This is a genomic window from Microbacterium oleivorans (assembly GCF_001691565.1).
GTDB classification, from domain to species: domain Bacteria; phylum Actinomycetota; class Actinomycetes; order Actinomycetales; family Microbacteriaceae; genus Microbacterium; species Microbacterium oleivorans_B.
The window spans coordinates 727,004-750,781 of record NZ_MAYO01000003.1; the positions used below are offsets into that span (position 1 = coordinate 727,004).

Consider the following 23,778-nt stretch of genomic DNA (forward strand, 5'->3'; position numbering starts at 1 on the left):
GTGACCGAACGCCTCATGCTGCTGGACTCCGCGAGCCTCTACTTCCGCGCCTTCTACGGTGTGCCCGACACAGTCAAGGCCCCCGATGGCCGCCCCGTGAATGCGGTGCGCGGGTTCCTCGACATGATCGCGAAGCTCGTGACCACCTACGAGCCGACCCACCTGGTCGCATGCTGGGACGACGACTGGCGGCCGCAGTGGCGCGTCGACCTCATCCCGTCCTACAAGGCACACCGCGTCGCCGAGTCCGTGGCCGCGGCACCGGACGTCGAAGAGATCCCGGATCCGCTCGAGATCCAGGTGCCCGTGATCCGCGAAACGCTCGGCACGCTCGGCATCCCCATCATCGGCGCTTCGGAGCACGAAGCCGACGACGTCATCGGGACGCTCGCCTCGACGAGCACCATCCCGGTCGACGTGATCACCGGCGACCGCGACCTCTTCCAACTCGTCGACGACGCCCGCGGCATCCGCGTCATCTACACCGGCCGCGGGATGAGCAAGCTCGAAGAGCTGACGGATGCCGCGATCGTCGCCAAGTACGGCATCCTGCCCTCGCAGTACGCGGACTTCGCCGCGATGCGCGGGGATGCCTCGGACGGCCTGCCCGGCGTTGCGGGCGTGGGCGAGAAGACCGCCGCCACCCTTCTCGCTGCACACGGCGACCTCGCGGGCATCCGACGGGCGGCCGAGGCGGGAGAGGGCATGAGCGCGGGAGTGCGAACGAAGATCCTGGCCGCCTCGGATTATCTGGACGTCGCACTGCGTGTGGTCGAGGTGGTGCGAGACCTCCCACTCCCCGCCCCCGACTCTCGGATCACCGCCCCGGGCAGAGCGGACGTCGACACGCTCGCGGAAGCCTGGTCGCTCGGCTCTTCCATCACCCGCGCGGCGGACGCTCTGACCAACCGGTCCTGACGACTCAGCGGGTGGCTTTCCATTCGCGCAGCCGCGTCAACGGCCACGTGGTGACGATCCGTTCCGCCGGCACCCCCGCACGTTCAGCTCGCGCAGCCCCGTGGTCGAGGAGCGACAGCTGTCCGGGCGCGTGCGCATCGGAATCGATGGAGAACAGGCATCCGATCTCCAACGCGAGCGCGAGCAGGTCGTCCGGCGGGTCCTCCCGCTCAGGACGCGAGTTGATCTCGACCGCGGTGCCGTGCTCCGCGCACGCCTCGAACACTGCTCGCGCATCGAAGACCGACGGCGGACGCGTTCCCCGCGACCCCGACACGAGTCGCCCGGTCACGTGACCGAGGACGTCCACGCGAGGATCGGATGCCGCAGCGACGAGTCGGCGCGTCATCGACGCCCGCTCCATGCGCAGGGCCGAATGCGCGGAGGCGACCACGACATCGAGCGATCGCAGCAGGTCATCCGTCTGATCGAGTGAACCGTCATCGAGGATGTCGACCTCGATGCCGCTCAGGAGCGTGAACGAGTCGTCGGAGAAGTCCGGGATCAGGTCCAGCTGCTCCCGCAAGCGCTCCGCCGACAGCCCGCGCGCGACGCGCAGCCGGGGCGAGTGATCGGTCAACGCCAGGTACTCGTGCCCGAGGGTGCGGGCCGCGTCGACCATGAGATCGATCGGCGTCAGCCCGTCGGACCAGTCGGAGTGCGCGTGAAGGTCACCGCGCAGGAGCATGCGAAGGCCGGAAGGCTCCACGGGCGCGACGCGTTCGCGCAGTTCGGCGAGATACGCCGGAACCCGCCCTGAGAGAGCCTCTGCGATCACCTTGTACGTGGAGTCTCCGATGCCCTTGCGTGATCGGAGTCGACCCACGTCCGCCCGCTCGTCGGCGCTCAACCCGGTGAGAGTCTGAGCCGCAGTGCGGAACGCCTTGGACTTGTACCGCGAGGCCCGGTCGCGCTCGAGGAGCTCCGCGATCTCGGTGAGCGCCTCGACAGGGTCCATGACCGTCTCAGCGTCCGCTCGCGGCGACCCAGGCGTCGAGCTTCGCGCGGGCGGCACCGGAGTCGACCGCCGCCGTCGCCTCGGCGTATGCGTCCGCAAGGCGTTCCACGAAGGGGCGTTGCAGCTCGGCGGCATCCCGGAACAGGCGGTACGACACGATCCCGGCGGCCGCGTTCAACAGGACGATGTCGCGCACCGGCCCCGCCTCGCCGTCCAGAACCCGCCGCACGACACCCGCGTTGTGGATCGCATCGCCGCCGAGCAGGTCCGCGATCTCCGCACGAGGGATGCCGAGATCCCGAGGATCGAGGTCATGCTCGCGCACATCGCCGCGGCTGATCTCCCACACCCGGCTGTGGCCGGTCGTCGTGAGCTCATCCAAGCCGTCATCCCCGCGGAAGACCAGCGCTGTCGCCCCGCGGGTCTGGAACACGCCGGTGATCAGCGGGACGCGGTCGAGATGGGCGACGCCGACTGCGTTCGCCTCGGCACGCGCCGGATTGCAGAGTGGCCCGAGGAAGTTGAACACGGTCGGGATGCCGAGCTCAGCGCGCGTCGGCCCCGCGTGCCGGAAGCCGGGGTGGAACGCCGACGCGAACGCGAATGTGATGCCCACCTCGTCGAGCACCTGAGCGACCCGCTCCGGGGACTGGGCGAGGTCGACGCCGAGTGCCGCCAACACGTCGGACGAGCCCGACTTCGAACTCGACGCGCGGTTGCCGTGCTTGACGACCGGGATGCCGCTGGCCGCCACGACGACCGACGCGGTCGTCGAGACGTTCACTGTCCCGTAACGATCACCGCCGGTGCCGACGATGTCGAGCACGTCAGCCCGCACCGGGAGAGGCACTGCCGCCTCGAGGATGGCGTCCCGGAAGCCGACGATCTCATCGACAGTCTCGCCTTTCGCGCGAAGACCGACCAGGAAGCCGGCGAGCTGCGAGGGCGTCGCGTCCCCCTGCATCACCTGACGCATCGCCCAGGTCGATTCGGACACGCTGAGGTCCTTCCCGTCCAGCACCGTGGTGAGGATCTCGGGCCAGGAGTACATGTCCGCCATGACCCCCGATCCTACTCAGCACTCTGACAGGCGACTCCCGGCGGGCCCATCGGCCGCCCTGACGGCAAGGAAAGACGGAAGTACCTTCAGGAATGCGAAACCCTCCCCCAACATCGGCCATAATGGGGAGCGTGACGACCACTCCCGCGACATACAACCAGGCGCTGCGTTCGGTGAAACGACCGGACCCCGTTGCCGTCGGCACGATCGTGTGGCTGGGCAGCGAGGTCATGTTCTTCGCCGGCCTCTTCGCCATCTACTTCACGATCCGCAACACCTCGCCGGAGCTGTGGGCCAGCCGCACCGAGCTGCTGAATGTGCCGTTCGCGGCCGTCAACACGCTCATCCTGGTGCTGTCCTCGTTCACCGCCCAGGCCGGCGTCTTCGCCGCCGAGCGTTTCCAGCCCTACCGCCGCGGTTCGATCTGGAACTTCCGCCAGTGGGGCATGGTCGAGTGGTTCTACCTGACGTTCATCATGGGCGCCGTCTTCGTCTCGGGCCAGGTGTGGGAGTACGCGACCCTGGTCGCCGAAGGCCTGCCGATCAGCGAGGACTCCTACGCCTCCGCCTTCTACATCACGACCGGTTTCCACGCCTTGCACGTGACGGGTGGCCTCATCGCCTTCCTCCTCATCATCGGCCGTGCGTTCGCGGTCAAGAACTTCGGCCGGAAGGAGATGACCTCCGCGATCGTCGTGTCCTACTACTGGCACTTCGTCGACGTCGTGTGGATCATCCTCTTCGCCGTCATCTACTTCATCCGGTAATACAGAGCGGAGCTGAGTTCCTCAATGGCATCCAAGACCCCGCGTCGGCAGACGGGCCGTCGCAGCAAGTGGGCGGCCGCCGCTCTGATTGGCGTCGGCCTGCTGCTGACGGGTGGCATCTACGCCGGCGCGTCTGCAGCGATGGCTTCGACATCCTCGAGCGACTCGGCATCAACGCTGACCGTCGAGGACGGCAAGAAGCTGTTCCAGGCCAACTGCGCGACCTGCCACGGCCTCGACCTCGAGGGAACGGCTGACGGCCCGTCGCTGTACGGCGTCGGAGAGCTGTCGGTCGAGTTCCAGGTCTCCACGGGCCGCATGCCGCTGCAGGCCCAGGGCCCGCAGGCCCCGCAGAAGGCTCCGCAGTTCACGGAAGACCAGATCAAGGCGATGGCCTCGTGGGTCCAGTCGGTCGCACCCGGCCCGACCTATCCCGACAAGCGGATCCTCGACGGGGAGGGCGACCTCACCCAAGGCGCGGAACTGTTCCGCATCAACTGCGCGATGTGCCACAACGTCGCCGCAGCCGGTGGCGCGTTGACCGAGGGCAAGTACGCCCCCGCGCTGACCAAGACCAGCCCGTTGCACATCTACGCCGCGATGGTCACCGGCCCGCAGAACATGCCGGTGTTCAACGACATGACGATCACGCCCGATGAGAAGCGCGACATCATCTCGTCGCTCATGTACCTGCAGAAGAGCGAGCCCGTGGGTGGTTTCACCCTCGGCTCCCTCGGCCCGGTCTCCGAAGGCCTGTTCATCTGGATCTTCGGCATCGGCACACTGATCGGCATCTCGGTGTGGATCACCGCGAAGTCCAACTGACGTAACACTGACGAAGAATTCCAGGACGAGGAGCACAATGTCACACGAGGAAGAGCCGCAGGCGCTCGAGAAGGCTCACCAGCCTTCGTCGGGACTCGTCGTCGCGGTCGCCGACCCCGTGCAGAACCCCGGTCTGCCGCCCCACCGTGAGCGGATGACCGACAAGGACCCGGCGGCGATGAGCCGCGCGGTCCGCACCGTCTACACGCTGTTCTACATCTCACTCGCCGCCAGCCTCTGGGCCGTCGCGGCGTACATGCTCTTCCCGATCGAAAGCGGTGAATTCGGAGACATCCGGAGCAACAACCTCTTCATCGGCCTCGGCATCGGGTTCGCTCTGCTGACCATCGGCATCGCTGCGATCCACTGGTCGAAGGCGATCATGCCCGACAAGGAGCACATCGAGGCGCGACACTCGACCCGCGGTAAGGAGTCGACGCGCGAAGCGGCCGTCAACGTCTTCCGTGAGGCGAACGAAGAATCCGGCTTCGGTCGTCGCACCGCTATCCGAGGCGGTCTCATCGCGGCGGTCGTCGCGTCGATCGTCCCCGGCGTGACGCTCTTCCGGGGCCTCGCTCCGCACTCCTCCGAGGAGAACCCGCTGGCCGGTGACCCGGTCGCCCTCCTGAAGCACACCATGTGGACGGAAGGCGAGCGTCTCGCGCACGACCCTTCCGGCCTGCCCATCCGCGCGGCTGACGTCGCGCTGGGATCAGCGGTCCATGTCATCCCCGAGTCCCTCAAGGATCTCGGTCACCTCGAGGGCTACCTGGAGGAGAAGGCGAAAGCAATCGTCCTCCTCATGCGTCTGCTCCCCGAGCAGCTCCCCGCCGAGTACAACCGCCTCGACTGGTCCTACGACGGGATCGTGGCGTACTCGAAGGTCTGCACGCACGTCGGATGCCCCGTCGCGCTGTACGAGCAGCAGACCCACCACCTTCTCTGCCCTTGCCACCAGTCGCAGTTCGACGTGTCGCGCGGTGCCGAAGTCATCTTCGGCCCTGCCGCGCGGCCGCTCCCGCAGCTGCCGATCACCGTGGACGCAGAGGGCTACCTCGTCGCCAAGAGCGACTTCGAAGAGCCCGTTGGGCCCAGCTTCTGGGAGCGTCATTGAGCACCTCGACTGAATCAGCGCCGGCGACCGCCCTCGCCACGCCGGCCGACAAGCCCCTCGGCGGCCGGTTCATCGGCGCGACGGCGAACTACATCGACGAGCGCACGAGCATCTCGGGCCTCGTCAAGGAGATCGGTCGCAAGATCTTCCCCGACCACTGGTCGTTCATGCTCGGCGAGATCGCTCTGTGGAGCTTCGTCGTCGTCTTCCTGTCGGGCTCGTTCCTGACTTTCTTCTTCGAAGCGTCGATGGCTCCGACCCACTACGACGGCGCCTACGTTCCGTTGCGTGGCATCGAGATGTCGGCCGCCCTCGAGTCGACCCTCCACATCTCGTTCGACCTCCGCGGCGGACTCCTGGTCCGTCAGATCCACCACTGGGCCGCGCTGCTGTTCATCGCCGCCATCGGCGTGCACATGCTCCGTGTCTTCTTCACCGGTGCGTTCCGGAAGCCGCGCGAGCTCAACTGGGTGATCGGTTTCGTGCTGTTCATCCTCGCGATGGCGCTCGGCTTCACGGGCTACTCGCTCCCGGACGACCTTCTCTCGGGTAACGGCCTCCGCATCATCGACGGCATGATCAAGGGCCTCCCCCTGATCGGCACGTGGACCTCGTATCTCCTCTTCGGCGGGGAGTTCCCCGGCAATGCGATCGTCGGACGCCTGTACACCCTCCACATCCTGTTGCTCCCGCTGATCCTGATCGCCCTGATCGCGGCGCACCTCATGCTGATGATCATCAACAAGCACACGCAGTTCGCCGGCCCCGGCCGCACGAACGACAACGTCGTGGGCTACCCGATGGTCCCGATCTACATGTCGAAGATGGGCGGCTTCCTCTTCATCACGTTCGGCGTGCTCGTGCTCATCGCCTCGATGTTCACGATCAACCCGATCTGGAACTACGGACCGTACGACCCCTCCCCCGTTTCGGCGGGTACTCAGCCCGACTGGTACATCGGGTTCGCCGACGGCGCGCTGCGTCTGGCACCGTCGAACCTCGACGTGGTCCTGTTCGACCACACCTGGTCGTTCGGCATCCTTCTGCCTGTCGCCGTGCTCGGTCTGTTCATCGTCCTCGTCGCGATCTACCCCTTCATCGAGGCGTGGGTCACCGGCGACAAGCGTGAACACCACATCGCTCAGCGCCCGCGTCACGCCCCGACGCGCACCGCGATCGGTGTGGCCGGTGTCATCTTCTACGCCGTCCTGTGGGCCGCGGCCTCGTCGGACATCATCGCGACGCACTTCCACCTCACGATGGAAGGCGTGATCCACACGTTGCAGGCGCTGCTGTTCGTCGGCCCGATCGTCGGTTACTTCGTCACGAAGCGCATCGCGATCGCGCTGCAGAAGAAGGACCGCGAAATCGCGCTCCACGGCTACGAGTCAGGTCGCATCGTCCGCCTGCCCGGCGGCGAGTACATCGAGGTCCACCAGCCGGTCGACGCCTATGAGCGCGTGAAGCTGATCGACTTCGAGATTCACGAGCCCCTGGTCGTCCGGCCGAACGACAACGGCCGCATCCCGTGGCACGAGAACTTCCGCGCGTCGCTGTCGCGCTGGTTCTTCGAGGACCGCCTGTCCCCGGTCACGCAGGCCGAGGTGAATGCGGCGATCGCTCACCAGCACCACGAGCTCGAGCACATCGATCACGAGGAGCAGGAAGAGATCCGCGGCGCACACGAGCGTGCCGGCGCCGTGGATGCCCCGCTCCACCCGATCGACGACGGACACAACCCGGAGACCGCCAACCGTCCCTCGAACATCATCGTGGTGGACGAGGAGTCTCCCAAGAAGGACAACCGACCGAGCGACTGATCGCTCTGGCAGGAAAGCGGCGGGGTCTGACCGGAAGGTCGGACCCCGCCGCTTTCTCGTGCCCGTAGCGTCGATGTCATGACCCTCTCCCCCGCATCCGTCCTGTCCTACTTCGAGACGAAACTCCTCGTCGAGACCGACCCGAGCGACGTCTATGCGGCACAGCGGGCGAGTCAACAGTTCGTCCTCGTCGACGTGCGCAACGCCGAGGCGTGGGATCAAGGGCACGCTGCGGGTGCGATCCACATGCCCCATCGCGAGATCGTGGCGCGGGCCGCGACCGAGATCGCGCCGCACGTCCCGGTCGTCGTCTACTGCTGGAGCCCTGGATGCAATGGCGGCGCGCGCGGGGCGGTCGAGTTCGCACGCCTCGGCTACGCGGTGCGGGAGATGGTCGGTGGCTTCGAGTACTGGGCGAGGGAGGGCCTGCCGGTGGAGGATGTCCGTGGGCCGATCCCCCGCCGGTTCGACCCGCTGGTCATGCCCGTCCGCGCGGCGCCATGATCTCGTAACGCCTCACGCCGTCGCCAGTCCGTCCGGCATCCTCCCGAACTGCAGAGACCACCGCGGTCACGTTCTCGCGCGACGAGGCTCGCAGGGAAGGCGGGCGGCCGCAGGTGCCGCCTGCCGAAGTCGCGCACGCCGAAGTCGTCCTCACCGTTTCCGCCGGCAGTGAGGTTCCGGAGCGGGCGGGTCGAGGCCACCTCCGCCGGGCCGGTGGCCTTCGGTGCCCAGCAGCCACGGCGCTGAGGTCGTGCATCCGCGGCCGAAACGAGATCGCGGTACGGACGAACGCCAACGCCGTCCGCCACGGTTGCGGCGGACGGCGTTGTGAGAAGAAGGGAACCGACGTCCGAACTGACGCCTGCGTGAAGACGCGAGGCTCAGCGGGCGAAGTAACCCCGGTAGTACTCGTAAACCCAGCCGACGATGGCGACGACGAAGATGCCGACGCCGATCGGGATCATGAACTCTCCGACAGCCAGCCCGATGAAGGCGATCGCTGCCGAGCCCGCGAGGACGAGTGGCCACCAGGACCAGGGCGAGAACTCCCCCATCTCGGGGTCACCGTCATCGATGTCCGCCGTCAGCGAGTCCTCGGGCAGCGTGCCGCCCTGAGCCTTCTCGACGCGGCTGGAGTAGAACGCGATCATCGCGGCCATCATCGTCACGAAGACCAGGCCGACGGATCCGACCCACTCGATCCGGTTGAACACCGGCAGCTGCGGGTGGGCCAGGATGTTCCACCCGACGTACACGACGGCGACGAGGGCGAAGAACGCCGACAGCACCCACCAGAGGTTGACGTTGGTCTTCACTTACTTGACCTCACCGTTCGACAGATCGACCACCGGAGCGTCGGGTGCGTCCTTCGCAGGACCCACGCCGACGGGGATGCCGGCTTCGGGGTGGTTCAGGTCGAAGGCGGGCCGCTCGCTGCGGATCCGCGGGATCGACGTGAAGTTGTGACGCGGCGGCGGGCAGCTGGTCGCCCACTCGAGCGAACCACCGTAGCCCCACGGGTCGTTGACCGTGACGCGCGGTGCGGTTCGAGCCGTGATCCAGACGTTCAGGAGGAACGGAACCATGGATGCCGCAAGGATCATCGACCCGATCGTCGAGACCTGGTTCTGCCAGGTCCATCCGTCCGCTGCCGAGTAGTCCGCGTAGCGGCGGACCATGCCGTCCGCTCCCAGCCAGTGCTGGATGAGGAAGGTCATGTGGAATCCGATGAACAGCAGCCAGAAGTGCACGAGGCCGAGACGTTCGTTGAGCATCTTGCCGGTCCACTTGGGCCACCAGAAGTAGAAGCCGGCGAACATCGCGAATACGACGGTGCCGAAGACGACGTAGTGGAAGTGCGCGACGACGAAGTACGAGTCCGACACATGGAAGTCGAGCGGGGGCGACGACAGGATGATGCCGGTCAGACCACCGAAGACGAAGGAGACGAGGAAGCCGAGCGCGAACACCATCGGGGTCTCGAAGGTGATCGAACCTCGCCACATCGTGCCGATCCAGTTGAAGATCTTCACGCCCGTCGGGACGGCGATGAGCATCGTCATCAGCGCGAAGAACGGCAGGAGGACCGCGCCGGTGACGTACATGTGGTGGGCCCACACCGAGACGGAGAGTGCGGCGATCGCGATCGTCGCGTAGACGAGGGTCTTGTATCCGAAGATCGGCTTGCGGCTGAACACCGGGAAGATCTCCGACACGATGCCGAAGAACGGCAGGGCGATGATGTAGACCTCGGGGTGTCCGAAGAACCAGAAGAGGTGCTGCCAGAGCAGGACGCCGCCGTTGGCCGGGTCGTAGATGTGAGCGCCGAGGATGCGGTCCGCCGCAGCTGCGAAGATCGCCGCCGCGAGGACCGGGAACGCCATGAGGATCAGGATGCTGGTGACGAGGGTGTTCCAGCTGAAGATCGGCATACGCCACATCGTCATACCGGGTGCTCGCATCGTCATGATCGTGGTGATGAAGTTGACACCACCGAGGATCGTGCCGAAACCACTCATGCCGAGACCCAGCATCCACAGGTCACCACCGGCGCCGGGGCTGAAGCTCTCGCCTGCCAGCGGCTGGTAAGCGAACCACCCGAAGGCCGCCGCACCCTGCGGGGTGAGGAAGCCGGCGACGGCGATCGTCGATCCGAAGGTGAAGAGCCAGAACGCGAACGCGTTCAGACGCGGGAACGCCACGTCGGGAGCACCGATCTGCAGGGGCAGCAGCGCGTTGGCGAAACCTGCGAACAACGGCGTCGCGAACATCAGCAGCATGATCGTGCCGTGCATCGTGAAGAGCTGGTTGTACTGCTCCTTCGTCGGCACGATCTGCATGCCGGGCTCGAAGAGCTCGGCACGGATGATCAGGGCCATGACGCCACCGAGCATGAAGAACAGGACCGAGGCGATCAGGTACATGTACCCGATCGTCTTGTGGTCGGTGGAGGTGATCCACTTGACGACGATGTTGCCCTTGTGCTCGACGCGCGAGCTGCTGAGGAGCGCAGCCTGGCGAGGGGGAAGCGTCGGGGCCGGAGGTGCGATGGTGGCCATCAGTTGTGTGCTCCCTCAGCGGCGGGCGCGCCGGTGCCGGGCGCGTTCTGTTGCCGGTCGAATGCGTCGTCGATGTCGCCGGTCTGACCCTTTGCCTTCAGCGACGCGATGTAGTTCTCGTACTCGGACTCGGAGACGACCTTCACGTTGAAGAGCATCATCGAGTGGTACTGGCCGCACAGCTCGGCGCACTTGCCGACGAACGTGCCTTCCTTCGTGGGCTCGAAGGACCAGTAGTTCTCGCGACCGGGGTACATGTCCTTCTTGTAGAGGAAGTCCACGATCCAGAACGAGTGGATGACGTCGCGCGATTCGAGCTGCAGCGTGACCTTCTTGTTCACAGGCAGAACGAGCTCGGGGATGTCGTTGGTGATGTTGCCCTCGGCGTCGGTCTGCGCCTGGACGCCCATGGTCCACACCGGGTCCTGCGGGTCATCGCAGTTGTTGCCGTTGTACTGGAAGTCCCACGCCCACTGCTTGCCGATCGCCGTGACGCACACGTCGGGGTTCTCGTACTGCGTCTCGAGGATCGCCTGGTCCCGCGCCGTGAAGGCGAAGAAGCCCAGGACGAGGATGACCGGAGTGATCGTGAAGAACATCTCGATCGGCATGTTGTAACGCAGCTGGACGGGAAGACCCGACTGCCCCTTGCGCCGACGGTAGGCGATCGCCGCCCAGCCCATCAGGGCCCACGTGATCACACCGACGGCGAGGACGACGATCCACGACGTGGTCCAGAGGCCCGCGATCATCGACGTGTGGTTCGTCGCCTGCCCGCCTCCCTCGTCGAAGCCGGGGAGGAAGCCGTTCGCTGTCGTGGGGCTGCACGCCGCAAGCGTGACCGCGGAGGCGATCGCGAGCGGGAGGGCTACCCAACGGAGTCGGCGGTTGACGCGCACGGTGCACCTTTCGGGGACATGAAGGTCAGACTCATGCCAGTCTAGGGCAACCTCTTACGGGATTCCGGCCATCCGCTCAGGATGCCGGGGCCCGGGAGGGAACCTGGGATGGATCAGTGGAAGCTGTCGCCGCAGGCGCAGCTGCCCGCAGCATTCGGGTTGTCGATCGTGAAGCCCTGCTCCGAGATCGTGTCCTTGAAATCGATCTTCGCGCCGTCGAGGTACGGCACCGACATGTCGTCGACGATCACCTCGACGCCGTCGAAGTCGACCGTCTTGTCACCGTCGAGGTAACGCTCGTCGAAGTAGAGCTGGTAGATCAGGCCCGAGCATCCGCCCGGCTGCACGGCCACGCGCAGGCGCAGGTCGTCACGGTTCTCCTGCGAGAGCAGGCTCTTCACCTTGTCGGACGCTGCCTCGGTGAGGGCGACGCCGTGCGCGGGAACGGTCTCGGTGGACTGCGTGGCGATGTCGGTCATGACTCTCCCCATGGTCGGGCCGCCAGTGCTCTTCAGGAACGGGGGCGGCGTGCTGAGTCGATTCTACGTCTCGTCGCACGGTCCGGCCCGGCGACGCGGTGATCCGCCCGCGCGGATCAGTCGGACGCGTCGAGGGATTCCAGCAGAAGCGCCTCGGACAGCAGCGCGTGGCGGAACGTGTCGACGTGGAGCGATTCGTTCGGACTATGCGCCCGCGCGTGAGGGTCTTCCACACCGGTCACGAGGATTTCCGCGCCCGGGAACTCCCGGACGAGGTCCGCGATGAACGGGATGGACCCGCCCACGCCGATGTCGACAGGGGTGCGGCCGTATCCGCTCTCGAGAGCGGCGCGCGCCTTCTCGACGGCCGGACCCGAGGTGTCGACGAGGAAAGGGTTGCCGAAGTCGACGTCGCGGAAACTCACGCGCGCTCCGAACGGCGCGTGCGCGCGCAGGTGCGCCTCAATCGCGTCGAACGCCTCCGACGCCGCCTGACCCGGCGCGACCCGGGTGCTGATGACGACGGAGACCTTCGGCGACAGGGTGTTGGAGGCGTTGCGGACACTCGGCGCGTCTATCCCCGTGATGGTGATGGACGGCTTGTTCCAGATCCGGCTCAGGATCTCGTCGCGCCCGATGGGCGAGACTCCGTCCGGCAGTCCTGCTTCGCTCCGAAGCGTCTCCTCGGTATAGGGCGGGGTCGTGGCATCCCGGGACTCCAGTCCCTCGACCGCCACGGCACCATCCTCGTCCCAGAGGGTCGCCAGAAGAGTGACGGCCGCCATCATCGCGTCCGGAACGGCCCCGCCGAACATCCCCGAATGCGAGGCATGGTCGAGCGTCTCGATGTCGAGAGTGAAGCGCGCGTTGCCGCGCAGCGACACCGTCAGCGCCGGGGTCTCGGAGTCCCAGTTGCCCGAATCCGCGACGACGATGACATCGGCACGGAGCGCATCGGCGTTGTCGCTCAGGAACTGCGCGAAGGACGTGGATCCCGCCTCCTCCTCGCCCTCGAAGAACAGGTTCACACCGAGGTCGAAGTCGTCACCGAGCGCCTCTTTCAGTGCGCGGAGCGCACCCAGGTGAGCCATGATCCCGGCCTTGTCGTCGGCGGCGCCGCGACCGTAGATCCGACCGTCGCGGAGCGTCGGCTCGAAGGGCGGCGACTCCCACAGCGACTCATCGCCGACAGGCTGCACGTCGTGGTGCGCGTAGAGCAGGATCGTGGGCCGACCGTTCCGAGGCGCTCGGGTCGCAAGGACGGCCGGCATCCCCTCCTCCCCCGTCTCGGGGACGACAGCGGTCTTGATCTCGACCCGCTCGAAGATGCCGAGATCGTCGACCAGAGCCTTCACCGCCTCGGCGCTGCGCTGCACTTCGGACCGATCGAACCCGGGGAAGGCGACGGAGGGGATGCGGACGAGGGCTCCCAGATCGGCGAGAGCGGCGGGGACCTGGGTGAGGGCCGCCTCCCGCACCGCAGCGGACCGGGTGGTGTCGGAAGTCATGCGGGTAATCTTATGGGGCACGCCTTTTTCGCCGATTCCGAGGAACCGCCCCGTGGCAAAGACACCGCCCCCCGCTGACACCACCCCCGACGCCCCCGCCGGCTCGGGGAAGAACCGCCCGACGCCGACGCGCGCCGAGCAGGAAGCGGCGCGCAAGCGGCCCCTCGTCGCCAACACGAAGGAGGCGCGCGCCCGCGCGAAGGCGGAGCTTGCTGCACAGCGCGAGAAGGCCCGCGTCGGCATGGCGAACGGGGACGAGCGGTACCTGACTCCACGGGATCGCGGACCCCAGCGCCGATTCGCCCGCGACTACACCGATGCCGGATGGCACTTCGGTGAGCTCATCATGCCGCTGCTGGTGATCGTCATCCTTTTCGCCCTCGTTCCCAACACGGCGATCGTGTTCTACGCCTACGTCGGACTCTGGGCCTACCTGCTGTTCGTGGTCGCCGACATGGCGCTCCTCTCCCGCAAGGTGAAGAAGCTGGCTGCCGCCAAGTGGGGCGACCGTCGCGAGAAGGGCCTCGGCTGGTACGCCGCGATGCGGTCGGTGCAGATGCGCTTCATGCGCCTCCCGAAGCCGCAGGTCAAGCGCGGCGAATACCCGAACTGAACTGTCATCGCGAAGGGCCCGCACAGGATCGTGCGGGCCCTTCGTCGTTCCGACGGGATGCCGCCGGTCAGCGCACCAGGCCGCGGTTGATCTGCCGCCCCCAGAACGGTCCGCGGTAGACGAACGCGCTGTAACCCTGAACGAGATCGGCACCCGCCGCGAGCCGTTCGCGCACGTCATCAGCCGTCTCCACTCCTCCGGCGGCGATGACGCAGAATTCGGCAGGGACCGCCGCCCGCACCCGGCGCAGCACCTCCAGCGAGCGCTCGCGCAAGGGAGCGCCGGAGAGTCCACCCGCGCCCATGGCGTCGACCTGATCGGCATCCGTGGTCAATCCGGTCCGGGCGATCGTCGTGTTCGTCGCCACGATCCCTGAGAGACCGGCGTCGACCGCCATCGTCGCGATGCCGTCGATCTCGTCGTCGGAGAGGTCCGGCGCGATCTTCACGAGCAGGGGTGTGTCGCCGGCGGCATCCTTCACCGCCGTCAGCAGCGGGCGCAGGGTCTCTACGGCTTGCAGCCCGCGCAGTCCGGGCGTGTTCGGGGACGAGACATTGACGACGAGGTAGTCGGCGACGGGCGCGACCAGTCGTGTGCTGGCGACGTAGTCCGAGGTGGCGTCGGCGACGTCGACGACCCGCGACTTCCCGATGTTGACGCCGAGGACGGGGCGCCGACGGCGACGACGCATCCGGGCGAGGCGCTCCGCGACCACCGCCGCACCCTCGTTGTTGAACCCCATGCGGTTGATCAGCGCGCGATCCGCGGGCAGGCGGAACAGACGGGGGCGCGGATTGCCGTCCTGTGCGATCGCCGTGACCGTGCCCACTTCGATGTGCCCGAAACCGAGGGCATGAAGGCCGAGCGCCCCGACCGCGTTCTTGTCGAACCCGGCGGCGATGCCGAAGGGTGAGTCGAAGACGAGGCCGAGCGCCTCGGTCCGAAGCTCCGGGGAGGGTCGAGTCAGTCCGCGTGCGATCGCGGACAACGGAGGCACGGCGGCCAGGCGAATAACCGCCATACCGAGGTGATGGGCGGTCTCGGGGTCGAGCCGGCGCAGGACGAGGTCGAAGAGGAGTCGGTACATCGGCTCCCAGCCTAGAGGCGGCGTCCGCGGCGTTACGCCGAGGCGTCCTCGCGGGGAGCGCGCTGCGCCTGGTCCGCGCGCAGCAGCGCGATCGCCGCATCGAAATCGTCGAGCGTCTCGAACGCCTGGTAGACGCTGGCGAACCGGAGGTATGCGATCTCGTCGAGTTCGCGGAGCGGGCCGAGGATCGCGAGCCCGATCTCGTTCGTGTCGATCTGCGAGACACCCGTCTGACGGACCGACTCCTCGACGGCCTGGGCGAGCATTGCGAGGTCCGCCTCGGTGACCGGGCGACCCTGGCACGCTTTGCGAACGCCCGACATCACCTTCTCGCGACTGAACGACTCGATCACCCCGGAGCGCTTGATGACGTTGAGGCTCGCGGTCTCGATGGTCGAGAATCGGCCGCCGCATTCGGGGCACTGACGGCGGCGGCGGATGCTGAGACCGTCGTCGCTCGTGCGCGAGTCGACGACACGGGAGTCGGAGTGGCGGCAGAACGGGCAGTGCATGGCGGCATCCAGCCTACGCGTCGAAGCGCGCCGTGACGGCCTCACCGTGCGCGGGCAGCACCTCGGCGTTCGCGAGGGTCACGATGTCGCGGTGCACCGCCTGCAGCGCGTCGCGATCGTAGGCGATCACCTGTTGCGGCCGCAGGAACGTGGATGCCGAGAGGCCCGACGCGTACCGCGCCTGACCACCGGTGGGGAGCACGTGATTGCTGCCGGCGAGGTAGTCGCCCAGGCTCACGGGGGTCCACTGTCCGACGAAGACCGCGCCGGCGTTGACGTACTCCTCGGGACGGGGGTCGCGCAGGTGGAGTTCGAGATGCTCGGGAGCGTACGCGTTGCTGAATGCCGTGGCCGTCGCGATGTCGTCGACGAGAACCACGGCGGACTGCGGACCCGAGAGCGCCTGCGCCACGCGTCCCGCGTGGTGGGTAGCCGACGCGCGCACCTCGACCGCGGTCACGACCTCCTGGGCGAGCGAGGCCGAATCGGTCACGAGAACGGCCGCAGCCTGTTCGTCGTGTTCGGCCTGGCTCACGAGGTCGGCGGCGATCAGCCGCGCATCGGCGGCGTCGTCGGCGACGATGAGGATCTCCGTCGCACCTGCCTCGGAGTCCGTACCCACCATCCCCGCGACGACGCGCTTGGCGAGCGCCACGAAGTTGTTGCCGGGCCCGGAGATGACGTCGACCGGGGCGAGATCGATCTCGGGGACGCCGTGCGCGTACGCTCCGATGGCCCCCGCCCCGCCCATGGCGTAGACCTCGGTCACCCCGAGGAGCTTGGCAGCCGCGAGGATCACGGGGTGGACGCGGCCACCGTGATCACGCTGCGGAGGCGAGGCGAGCGCGACCTCCTGGACGCCCGCCACCTGCGCCGGGACCACATTCATGACCACGCTCGACGGATAGACGGCCTTGCCTCCCGGAACGTAGACGCCCGCACGGCGAACCGGCCGCCAGTGCTGCTCGACCCGAGCGCCGGGGCCGATCTCGGTCACGACGGGAGCAGGCACCTGCGCAGCTGACGCGAGCCGTACGCGGCCGATCGCATTCTCGAGGGCTGAGCGGATACCGGGATCCAACGCTGCGAGGGCTTCGTCGAGGTGCGCTGCAGGAACCCGCACCGCGTGACCCTCGACACCGTCGAAGCGCGCGGCCTGCTCGCGGAGCGCGACCTCGCCCCGCGCTGCGACGTCGGCCACCACGGCGGCGGCCGTCGTGAGCGCCTCGTCCCGCGCAGCCGTGGCGCGGGGAACAGCAGCGAGGAGGTCGGTCGACGTGACGGCGCGACCCCGGAGGTCGATCGTTCGGAGCATCCCTCCAGGCTACCGGCGCCTCAGCCCCGGGTGACGCCCGAGACGTCGGTCAGATACCCGATCCGGCCGTCCTCGTGGCGGACGACGAACGAGTCGCCGCGATCCTCGATGACGAGAGCCCACGCCGTGGGGCCCACACGGAACAGCGGAGCGCCGTTCTCGTCGACGACGTCGCGCTCGACGGGAGCCAGTGCCCAGAACGCCTGATGCGCCGACGCGGGTGCCGTGGCCGGCTCGTCGTCCTCGACCGGGGCTCCGAACGGGGTCGGGTCCGGCTCGACTTCCGGTGCCGCCATCGTGAAGCGTGCATCGGAGAGAGGACGCGCGACCACAGGACGCGCGCGACGCGCGATGCGGTGAGCGGGCGCCTCCGCCCGGTGGAGGAAGTCCTCGTGGAACGGCGGGATGAACGGCGCGAAGACCGTCAGCGCGACCCCGGCCGCCATCAGGAGGACCTCGACCCACACGACCCAGCTGCTCAGCCAGACACCGGTGGCGGCACCGCGGGCGATGTTCGTCCACAGCCAGCTCAACCAGAGGACCGCGGAGACGGAGAACGCGACGGAGGCGAACTGATCGATGCCGAGCGAGCCCACACGCCGGATGCCGTCCGGCGAGAAACGGCGAAGAGTGATGAGGAACACGGCTACCGTCGGCGCGGCGATCGTCAGGACCCAGTCGATGCCGGACGTCCACACGGTTCCGCCGCCGAGGAGACGGGTGAACTGGTTGTCGCCGTAGAGCGGGAAGAAGGAGAACAGGAACGCCAGGGCCCACACGCCGAGGAGCGAGACCTCGCGAAGGGAGAAGGGGCCGATGCCGTACTGCGGCGGGATGTGACCCGCTCCGGATGCCGCGGCCGACGGCTCGTGCTCGACGGGTGCCGCGGGGGTCTCCGGCTCGTCGGCGACCGTCTCGGCTGCGCCGGGCTCGAGAGTCTCGACCTCCGTCGCGGCTTCCGTTGAGAAGTCGTACGCCTCGGTCTCACGATCGACGCTGGGCACCTCGGTCGACGCGCTCTCCGGAGCCCGCACGACCGTGACGTCGAGGTCCTCGACGGTGCTGCCGGCGTCATCCGGCAATTCGGGGTTCGTCTTCTGGTCGGTCACGATGCTCCTTCCGAACAGCGCGGATCCGCGCCGCCTGCGATCCTACCTGCGTCGGCCCTGCGGATCAGCCCGCATGACACGGCCTGTCGCTCCTGCTCAGCCGAGGCATTGGGGACCGAGGAGACCCTTCAGCTCGCCGTACAGGTCGACGGTGACCCCCACTTGAGCCGGCACCTCGAAGACTTTCGCGACGCCGCCCTTGTGCAGCTTCAGTGTGACCTCGGTCGTCCCCGGGTGGCGGTCGAAGACCGCCGCGAGCTGGCCGATCGTCGTCTCCGTCGCCCGGTGCTCGGGCAGCAGCAGGACGAGCGGACCCGCGGCATCCACTGATCCGAGATCCGGGATGAACGCCGACTGCCCGTGCAGGTTCCGGCCGTCATCGCGCTGCGACACTCGCCCTCGGACGACGAGGATCGAGTCGGCTTGCAGCATCGACTGGAACTCGGCGTAGGTCTTGCCCATGAACATGACGGTGACCTCGCCGTCGAAGTCCTCGACGGTGATCATGCCGTAGGGATTGCCGCTCTGCTTCGCGACGCGGTGCTGAACACTGGTGACGAGGCCCGCGACGGTGACGATGTCGCCGTCGGAGATGTCCTCCGAGACCAGCAGGTCGTGGATCGAGGTCGACGCATGCTTGGCGAGCGGGATCTCGAGCCCGGCGAGAGGATGATCCGAGACGTACAGACCGAGCATCTCGCGCTCGAACGCGAGCTTGTCCTTCTTCGTCCATTCGGGACGTTCCGGAACCCGCGCGACCTGCTGCGGCTCGTCATCGCCCCAGAGGCTGTCGAAGTCGAACCCTACCTCGCCGTTCGCCTCGCGCCGCTTGTCGAGGACGGCCTGTTCGACCGCATCCTCGTGGATCTCCATGAGGGCGCGCCGCGTCGAGCCGAGCGAGTCGAAGGCGCCGGCCTTGATGAGCGACTCCACCGTCCGCTTATTGGCGACGTGCACGGGCACCTTGCCGAGGAAGTCGTGGAAGCTCGTGTACGGGCCGTCGGCGCGGGCAGACACGATGCCGTCGACCACGTTGGTCCCGACGTTGCGGACCGCGCCGAGGCCGAAGCGGATGTCCTCCCCGACGGCGGCGAAGAAGCGGATGGACTCCCCCACGTCGGGCGGCAGCACCTGGATGCCCATGCGGCGGCACTCGTTGAGGTACACCGCCATCTTGTCCTTCGAGTCGCCGACGCTCGTGAGAAGGGCGGCCATGTATTCGGCGGGATAGTGCGCCTTGAGGTAGGCGGTCCAGTAGGAGACGAGGCCGTACGCGGCGGAGTGGGCTTTGTTGAAGGCGTAGTCCGAGAACGGCAGGAGGATGTCCCACAGCGACTTGATCGCCGCCTCACCGAAGCCGCGCTCCTTCATGCCGCCCGAGAAACCCTCATACTGCTTGTCGAGCTCGGACTTCTTCTTCTTACCCATCGCTCGGCGGAGGATGTCTGCTTGGCCCAGGGAGAACCCGGCCACCTTCTGCGCGATCGCCATGACCTGCTCCTGATAGATGATCAGGCCGTAGGTCGTGTCGAGGATCTCCCGCAGCGGCTCCTCGAGCTCGGGATGGATCGGGGTGATCGGCTGCACGCCGTTCTTGCGGAGCGCGTAGTTCGTGTGCGAGTTCGCCCCCATGGGCCCGGGACGGTACAGCGCGATGACGGCCGAGATGTCCTCGAAGTTGTCGGGCTTCATGAGGCGCAGGAGCGACCGCATCGGCCCGCCGTCGAGCTGGAACACGCCCAGCGTGTCACCGCGACTCAGGAGGTCGTACGCCGCCCGATCCTCGAGTTCGAGGTGCTCGAGGTCGAGTTCCTCTCCTCGGTTCGTCCGGATGTTGTCGAGAGCGTCCGAGATGATCGTGAGGTTTCGAAGCCCCAGGAAGTCCATCTTGATGAGCCCGAGCGTCTCGCACGACGGGTAGTCGAACTGCGTGACGATCTGACCGTCCTGCTCGCGGCGCATGATCGGGATGATGTCGATGAGCGGTTCGCTCGACATGATGACGCCGGCGGCGTGGACGCCCCACTGGCGCTTCAGGCCCTCGAGTCCGAGGGCGCGATCGAAGACCGTCTTGGCGTCGGGGTCGGTGTCGACGAGGGAACGGAACTCGCTGGCTTCCTTGTACCGCGGGTGCTTGGCGTCGAACATGCCGCCGAGTTCCATGTCCTTGCCCATGACGGGCGGCGGCATGGCCTTCGTGAGGCGCTCGCCCATCGAGAAAGGGAAGCCGAGGACACGACCGGCATCCTTCAGCGCCTGCTTCGACTTGATCGTGCCGTACGTCACGATCTGCGCGACGCGCTCGGAGCCGTACTTCTCGGTCACGTAGTCGATGACCTCGCCGCGGCGCCGGTCGTCGAAGTCGACGTCGAAGTCGGGCATGGAGACGCGGTCCGGGTTCAGGAAGCGCTCGAAGATCAGGCCGTGCTCGAGCGGATCGAGGTCGGTGATGCGCATCGCGTACGCCACCATCGACCCGGCACCGGAGCCACGGCCGGGACCGACGCGGATGCCGTTGTCCTTCGCCCAGTTGATGAAGTCGGCGACGACGAGGAAGTACCCCGGGAAGCCCATCTGCAGGATGATGCCGGTCTCGTACTCGGCCTGCTTCCGGACACGGTCCGGGATGCCGCCCGGGTAGCGGTAGTGCAGCCCGGCCTCGACCTCCTTGATGAGCCAGCTGTCCTCGGTCTCGCCGTCCGGCACGGGGAAGCGCGGCATGTAGTTGGCGGAGGTGTTGAACTCCACCTCGCAGCGTTCGGCGATCAGGAGGGTGTTGTCGCACGCCTCGGGGTGGTCCCGGAAGAGCTGACGCATCTCCTGCGCGGTCTTGATGTAGTACCCGTCGCCGTCGAACTTGAAGCGGTTGGGGTCGTCGAGCGTCGAACCGGACTGGACGCACAGGAGCGCCTCGTGCGCGTCCGCCTCGTGCTGGTGCGTGTAGTGGGAATCGTTGGTCGCGACGAGCGGGATGCCGAGATCCTTCGACAGCCGGATGAGGTCGGTCATGACGCGGCGCTCGATCGAGAGGCCGTGGTCCATGATCTCGGCGAAGTAGTTCTCCTTGCCGAAGATGTCCTGGAACTCGGCCGCCGCGGCGCGTGCGGCGTCGTACTGCCCGAGGCGCAGGCGGGTCTGCACCTCGCCGGACGGACACCCCGTCGTGGCGATGAGGCCCTTGCCGTACGTCTGCAGCAGTTCGCGGTCCATCCGCGGCTTGAAGTAGTAGCCCTCGATGCTCGAGAGCGAGCTCAACCGGAAGAGGTTGTGCATACCCTCCGTGCTCTGGCTCCACATCGTCATGTGGGTGTAAGCACCCGACCCCGAGACGTCGTCGCTCTTCTGGTCGGGCGATCCCCACGCCACGCGAGACTTGTCGCTGCGGTGCGTGCCAGGGGTGACGTAGGCCTCGAGTCCGACGATCGGTTTGACACCAGCCGCCTTCGCGGCTCGGTAGAACTCGAAGGCCGCGAATGTGTTGCCGTGGTCGGTGACGGCGATCGCCGGCATCCCGTAATCGGCGGCCGCCTGCGTCATCGCTCCGATCTTGGCGGCCCCGTCGAGCATCGAGTATTCGCTGTGGACGTGCAGATGAACGAAGGAGTCGGATGCCACCCATCGAGTCTACGTTCCGGTTCCGACACGGCGCCTAGGCTGGTCGACATGACCACCCCCGAGTTCGTCCTCGCCCTCCGCGAGAAGATCGGCACCGCCCCGCTCCCCCTCGTCGGGGTCACCGCGATCGTCTTCCGCGACGAGAAGGTCCTGCTCGGCAAGCGCGCGGACAACGGCGAGTGGCAGGCGGTCTCGGGGATCGTCGAGCCCGGCGAGGAGCCCGCCGACACCGCCGTCCGGGAATGCCTCGAGGAGGCGGGCGTCGTCGTCCGCGCGACGCGACTGGCCGCCGTGCAGCAGATCCCCCGCATCGTCTACGAGAACGGCGACGAGGTCGACTACCTCGATCTCGTCTTCCGGTGCGACTGGGTCTCGGGCGATCCGCATCCCGCCGACGGCGAGCTGACCGAGGTCGGCTGGTACGGCCTGGGCGAACTGGTCGAGGTCGATCAGACGCACGTCCGCAAGATCGCGCTCGCCATCGCAGAGGACGATCCCGCGACGTTCGCCGGCGGTCGCTGAGTCCGACCGACCGCGAGGACCTCACTGATCGCGGAGGATCTCCAGCGCTCCGGCCAGATCCGCCGGGTAGTCCGAGCGGAAGGTGACCCAGTCCCCCGTCGCCGGGTGCGCGAACGACAGCTCGTGGGCGTGGAGCCACTGACGCGTGAGCCCCAGGCGCTGCGCCAGGGTCGGGTCTCCCCCGTAGAGCGGATCGCCGACGCAGGGATGCCGGTGCGCGGCCATGTGCACGCGGATCTGGTGCGTGCGGCCGGTCTCGAGGTGCACCTCGAGCAGCGAGGCCCGAGGGAACGCCTCGAGGGTCTCGTAGTGCGTCACCGAGTCCTTGCCGTCGGGGATGACGGCGAACTTCCAGGAGTGGTTCGGGTGGCGGCCGATCGGCGCGTCGATCGTGCCGACGAGGGGGTCGGGGTGCCCCTGCACGACCGTGTGATAGACCTTGTCGACCTCGCGCTCCTTGAACGCGCGCTTGAGCGCCGTGTAGGCGCGCTCGGTCTTCGCCACGACCATCAGGCCGCTCGTCCCGACGTCGAGCCGGTGGACCACGCCCTGGCGCTCGGGAGCCCCGGAGGTCGCGATGCGGAAGCCGGCAGCCGCGAGTGCACCGACGACCGTCGGACCCTCCCACCCGAGCGACGGGTGAGCGGCGACGCCGGCGGGCTTGTCCACCACGACGATCTCGTCGTCGTCATGGATGATGCCGAGGTCCGGCACGGCGATCGGCACGATCTCGGGCGCGCGCTTGTCTTCCCAGTCGACCTGCAGCCATGCTCCGGCGACGAGCTTGTCGGACTTGCCGACGGTCCGAGCGTCGAGCTGCACCCCGCCCGCCTCGGCGACCTCGGCGGCGAAGGTCCGCGAGAATCCGAGCAGCTTCGCAAGCGCGGCATCGACACGCGTACCGTCCAGCCCGTCGGGGACGGGAAGACTACGGCTGGGCATGAGGGTCTGGCGGCGTCGTGGCGTCAGCGTCTGCATCCGTCGGAGCCGCGGCGCGCGCGGCATCCTTCTCACGGGTTCCGTCGAAGCGGAGTCCGATGAGGACCAGGATCGCCACGGCGATCATCATCGTGACGATGAACATGTCGGCGACGTTGTAGATCGCCGACGGGAACCACAGCCACAGCCAGGGCGTGTGGATGAAGTCCACGACGTGTCCGACGAGGAAACCGGGTGCGCGCAGCAGGCGATCGGTGAGGTTCCCGAGGATGCCGCCCAGCAGCAGTCCGAGCACGACGGCCCAGGCTCGGGTGCGCACACGGGTGATGCCCAGCGCGACGATCGCGATCGCGGCTGCGGCGAGGACGAGGGTGAAGACCCAGGTCACTCCCTCGCCGAGCGAGAACGCCGCGCCCGGATTGAACGTCAGATAAAGCTGGAGGAAGTCCCCGATGACGGGCACAGCCTGCCGTTCGGGCAGGTTCTCCAACGCGAGGTACTTCGTGAACTGGTCAGCGGCCAGCACCAGCACCGCGAGGATCGCGATGGTGGTGCCGGCCGCTGCTGCGCGCAGTGTCGTCCGCGCCGCGGACGTTCGGCTCGACAATGTGCGAATG

Annotated in this window: 22 protein-coding genes; 8 read left to right on the forward strand and 14 right to left on the reverse strand. The window is 67.4% G+C overall.

The window, feature by feature from the left end; translation table 11 throughout:
* Positions 1-918 carry a 5'-3' exonuclease gene (locus tag BBA86_RS06310; RefSeq protein WP_065570785.1) on the forward strand — a complete coding sequence of 306 codons (918 nt, stop codon included), beginning with the start codon at positions 1-3 and terminating at the stop codon, positions 916-918.
* Positions 919-922: 4 nt separating this feature from the next.
* Here the strand turns inward: BBA86_RS06310 and BBA86_RS06315 are convergent, their stop codons facing one another.
* Entirely contained in the window at positions 923-1,915 is a 993-nt protein-coding gene (locus BBA86_RS06315; RefSeq protein ID WP_065570786.1) for a PHP domain-containing protein, read from the reverse strand.
* A gap of 7 nt (positions 1,916-1,922) precedes the next feature.
* On the reverse strand, positions 1,923-2,975 hold the full coding sequence (trpD, locus tag BBA86_RS06320; RefSeq protein WP_065570787.1) for an anthranilate phosphoribosyltransferase: 1,053 nt from the start codon (positions 2,973-2,975) through the stop codon (positions 1,923-1,925).
* 122 nt (positions 2,976-3,097) lie between these two features.
* Between trpD and BBA86_RS06325 the strand changes: the two genes are divergently transcribed.
* The 5 genes from BBA86_RS06325 to BBA86_RS06345 all read left to right on the forward strand — a co-directional run bounded on the left by BBA86_RS06325 (position 3,098) and on the right by BBA86_RS06345 (position 8,005).
* Positions 3,098-3,742 carry a heme-copper oxidase subunit III gene (locus BBA86_RS06325; RefSeq protein WP_065570788.1) on the forward strand — a complete coding sequence of 215 codons (645 nt, stop codon included), beginning with the start codon at positions 3,098-3,100 and terminating at the stop codon, positions 3,740-3,742.
* A gap of 24 nt (positions 3,743-3,766) precedes the next feature.
* A complete protein-coding gene (locus BBA86_RS06330; RefSeq protein ID WP_065570789.1) occupies positions 3,767-4,567 on the forward strand; it encodes a c-type cytochrome in 801 nt (266 codons plus the stop codon).
* Between the two features lie 37 nt (positions 4,568-4,604).
* Entirely contained in the window at positions 4,605-5,681 is a 1,077-nt protein-coding gene (locus tag BBA86_RS06335; RefSeq protein WP_065570790.1) for a ubiquinol-cytochrome c reductase iron-sulfur subunit, read from the forward strand.
* Positions 5,678-7,501, forward strand: coding sequence for a cytochrome b (locus tag BBA86_RS06340; RefSeq protein WP_065570791.1), 1,824 nt, complete (start codon positions 5,678-5,680; stop codon positions 7,499-7,501). The genes BBA86_RS06335 and BBA86_RS06340 overlap by 4 nt, the downstream gene beginning before the upstream one ends.
* A gap of 78 nt (positions 7,502-7,579) precedes the next feature.
* Complete coding sequence (locus BBA86_RS06345) at positions 7,580-8,005, forward strand: rhodanese-like domain-containing protein (protein WP_065570792.1); 426 nt, start codon at positions 7,580-7,582, stop codon at positions 8,003-8,005.
* 380 nt (positions 8,006-8,385) lie between these two features.
* On the opposite strand, the gene BBA86_RS06350 is transcribed toward BBA86_RS06345, so the two are convergent.
* The 5 genes from BBA86_RS06350 to BBA86_RS06370 all read right to left on the reverse strand — a co-directional run bounded on the left by BBA86_RS06350 (position 8,386) and on the right by BBA86_RS06370 (position 13,449).
* Positions 8,386-8,820 (reverse strand): cytochrome c oxidase subunit 4, encoded by a 435-nt coding sequence (locus BBA86_RS06350; protein WP_018186479.1) that lies wholly within the window; start codon positions 8,818-8,820, stop codon positions 8,386-8,388.
* Positions 8,821-10,563 carry a cytochrome c oxidase subunit I gene (gene ctaD / locus BBA86_RS06355; RefSeq protein WP_065570793.1) on the reverse strand — a complete coding sequence of 581 codons (1,743 nt, stop codon included), beginning with the start codon at positions 10,561-10,563 and terminating at the stop codon, positions 8,821-8,823.
* Positions 10,563-11,462, reverse strand: a complete 900-nt coding sequence (gene coxB / locus BBA86_RS06360) for a cytochrome c oxidase subunit II (protein ID WP_065570794.1) — start codon at positions 11,460-11,462, stop codon at positions 10,563-10,565. Before coxB ends, ctaD begins: the two co-directional genes overlap by 1 nt.
* Positions 11,463-11,575: 113 nt before the next feature.
* A complete protein-coding gene (erpA, locus tag BBA86_RS06365) occupies positions 11,576-11,941 on the reverse strand; it encodes an iron-sulfur cluster insertion protein ErpA (RefSeq protein ID WP_065570795.1) in 366 nt (121 codons plus the stop codon).
* 116 nt (positions 11,942-12,057) lie between these two features.
* Positions 12,058-13,449, reverse strand: a complete 1,392-nt coding sequence (locus tag BBA86_RS06370) for a dipeptidase (RefSeq protein WP_065570796.1) — start codon at positions 13,447-13,449, stop codon at positions 12,058-12,060.
* 52 nt (positions 13,450-13,501) lie between these two features.
* On the opposite strand from BBA86_RS06370, the gene BBA86_RS06375 reads away from it, so the two are divergent.
* Positions 13,502-14,062, forward strand: coding sequence for a DUF3043 domain-containing protein (locus tag BBA86_RS06375; RefSeq protein WP_065570797.1), 561 nt, complete (start codon positions 13,502-13,504; stop codon positions 14,060-14,062).
* 67 nt (positions 14,063-14,129) lie between these two features.
* Here the strand turns inward: BBA86_RS06375 and BBA86_RS06380 are convergent, their stop codons facing one another.
* From BBA86_RS06380 to dnaE, 5 genes are all read right to left on the reverse strand, one after another.
* The gene (locus BBA86_RS06380; RefSeq protein ID WP_065570798.1) at positions 14,130-15,149 is read right to left on the reverse strand and encodes a quinone-dependent dihydroorotate dehydrogenase; all 1,020 of its coding nucleotides are present in this window, start codon (positions 15,147-15,149) and stop codon (positions 14,130-14,132) included.
* 32 nt (positions 15,150-15,181) lie between these two features.
* Positions 15,182-15,661, reverse strand: a complete 480-nt coding sequence (nrdR, locus tag BBA86_RS06385; protein WP_065570799.1) for a transcriptional regulator NrdR — start codon at positions 15,659-15,661, stop codon at positions 15,182-15,184.
* A 13-nt stretch (positions 15,662-15,674) separates the two neighbouring features.
* Positions 15,675-16,976, reverse strand: coding sequence for a histidinol dehydrogenase (gene hisD / locus BBA86_RS06390; RefSeq protein WP_065570800.1), 1,302 nt, complete (start codon positions 16,974-16,976; stop codon positions 15,675-15,677).
* 20 nt (positions 16,977-16,996) lie between these two features.
* Positions 16,997-18,085 (reverse strand): hypothetical protein, encoded by a 1,089-nt coding sequence (locus tag BBA86_RS06395; RefSeq protein ID WP_065570801.1) that lies wholly within the window; start codon positions 18,083-18,085, stop codon positions 16,997-16,999.
* A 96-nt stretch (positions 18,086-18,181) separates the two neighbouring features.
* Entirely contained in the window at positions 18,182-21,700 is a 3,519-nt protein-coding gene (gene dnaE / locus BBA86_RS06400; protein ID WP_083199481.1) for a DNA polymerase III subunit alpha, read from the reverse strand.
* A 48-nt stretch (positions 21,701-21,748) separates the two neighbouring features.
* Here dnaE and BBA86_RS06405 point away from each other — a divergent pair, with 48 nt between their 5' ends.
* Positions 21,749-22,222, forward strand: a complete 474-nt coding sequence (locus BBA86_RS06405; protein ID WP_065570802.1) for an NUDIX hydrolase — start codon at positions 21,749-21,751, stop codon at positions 22,220-22,222.
* A gap of 21 nt (positions 22,223-22,243) precedes the next feature.
* Here the strand turns inward: BBA86_RS06405 and BBA86_RS06410 are convergent, their stop codons facing one another.
* Both BBA86_RS06410 and lspA read right to left on the reverse strand, forming a co-directional pair.
* Positions 22,244-23,164: an RluA family pseudouridine synthase gene (locus BBA86_RS06410; RefSeq protein WP_065572206.1), complete on the reverse strand. Its 921-nt coding sequence runs from the start codon at positions 23,162-23,164 to the stop codon at positions 22,244-22,246.
* Positions 23,151-23,768, reverse strand: coding sequence for a signal peptidase II (lspA, locus tag BBA86_RS06415; RefSeq protein ID WP_065570803.1), 618 nt, complete (start codon positions 23,766-23,768; stop codon positions 23,151-23,153). Before lspA ends, BBA86_RS06410 begins: the two co-directional genes overlap by 14 nt.
* Positions 23,769-23,778 lie beyond the last annotated feature (10 nt).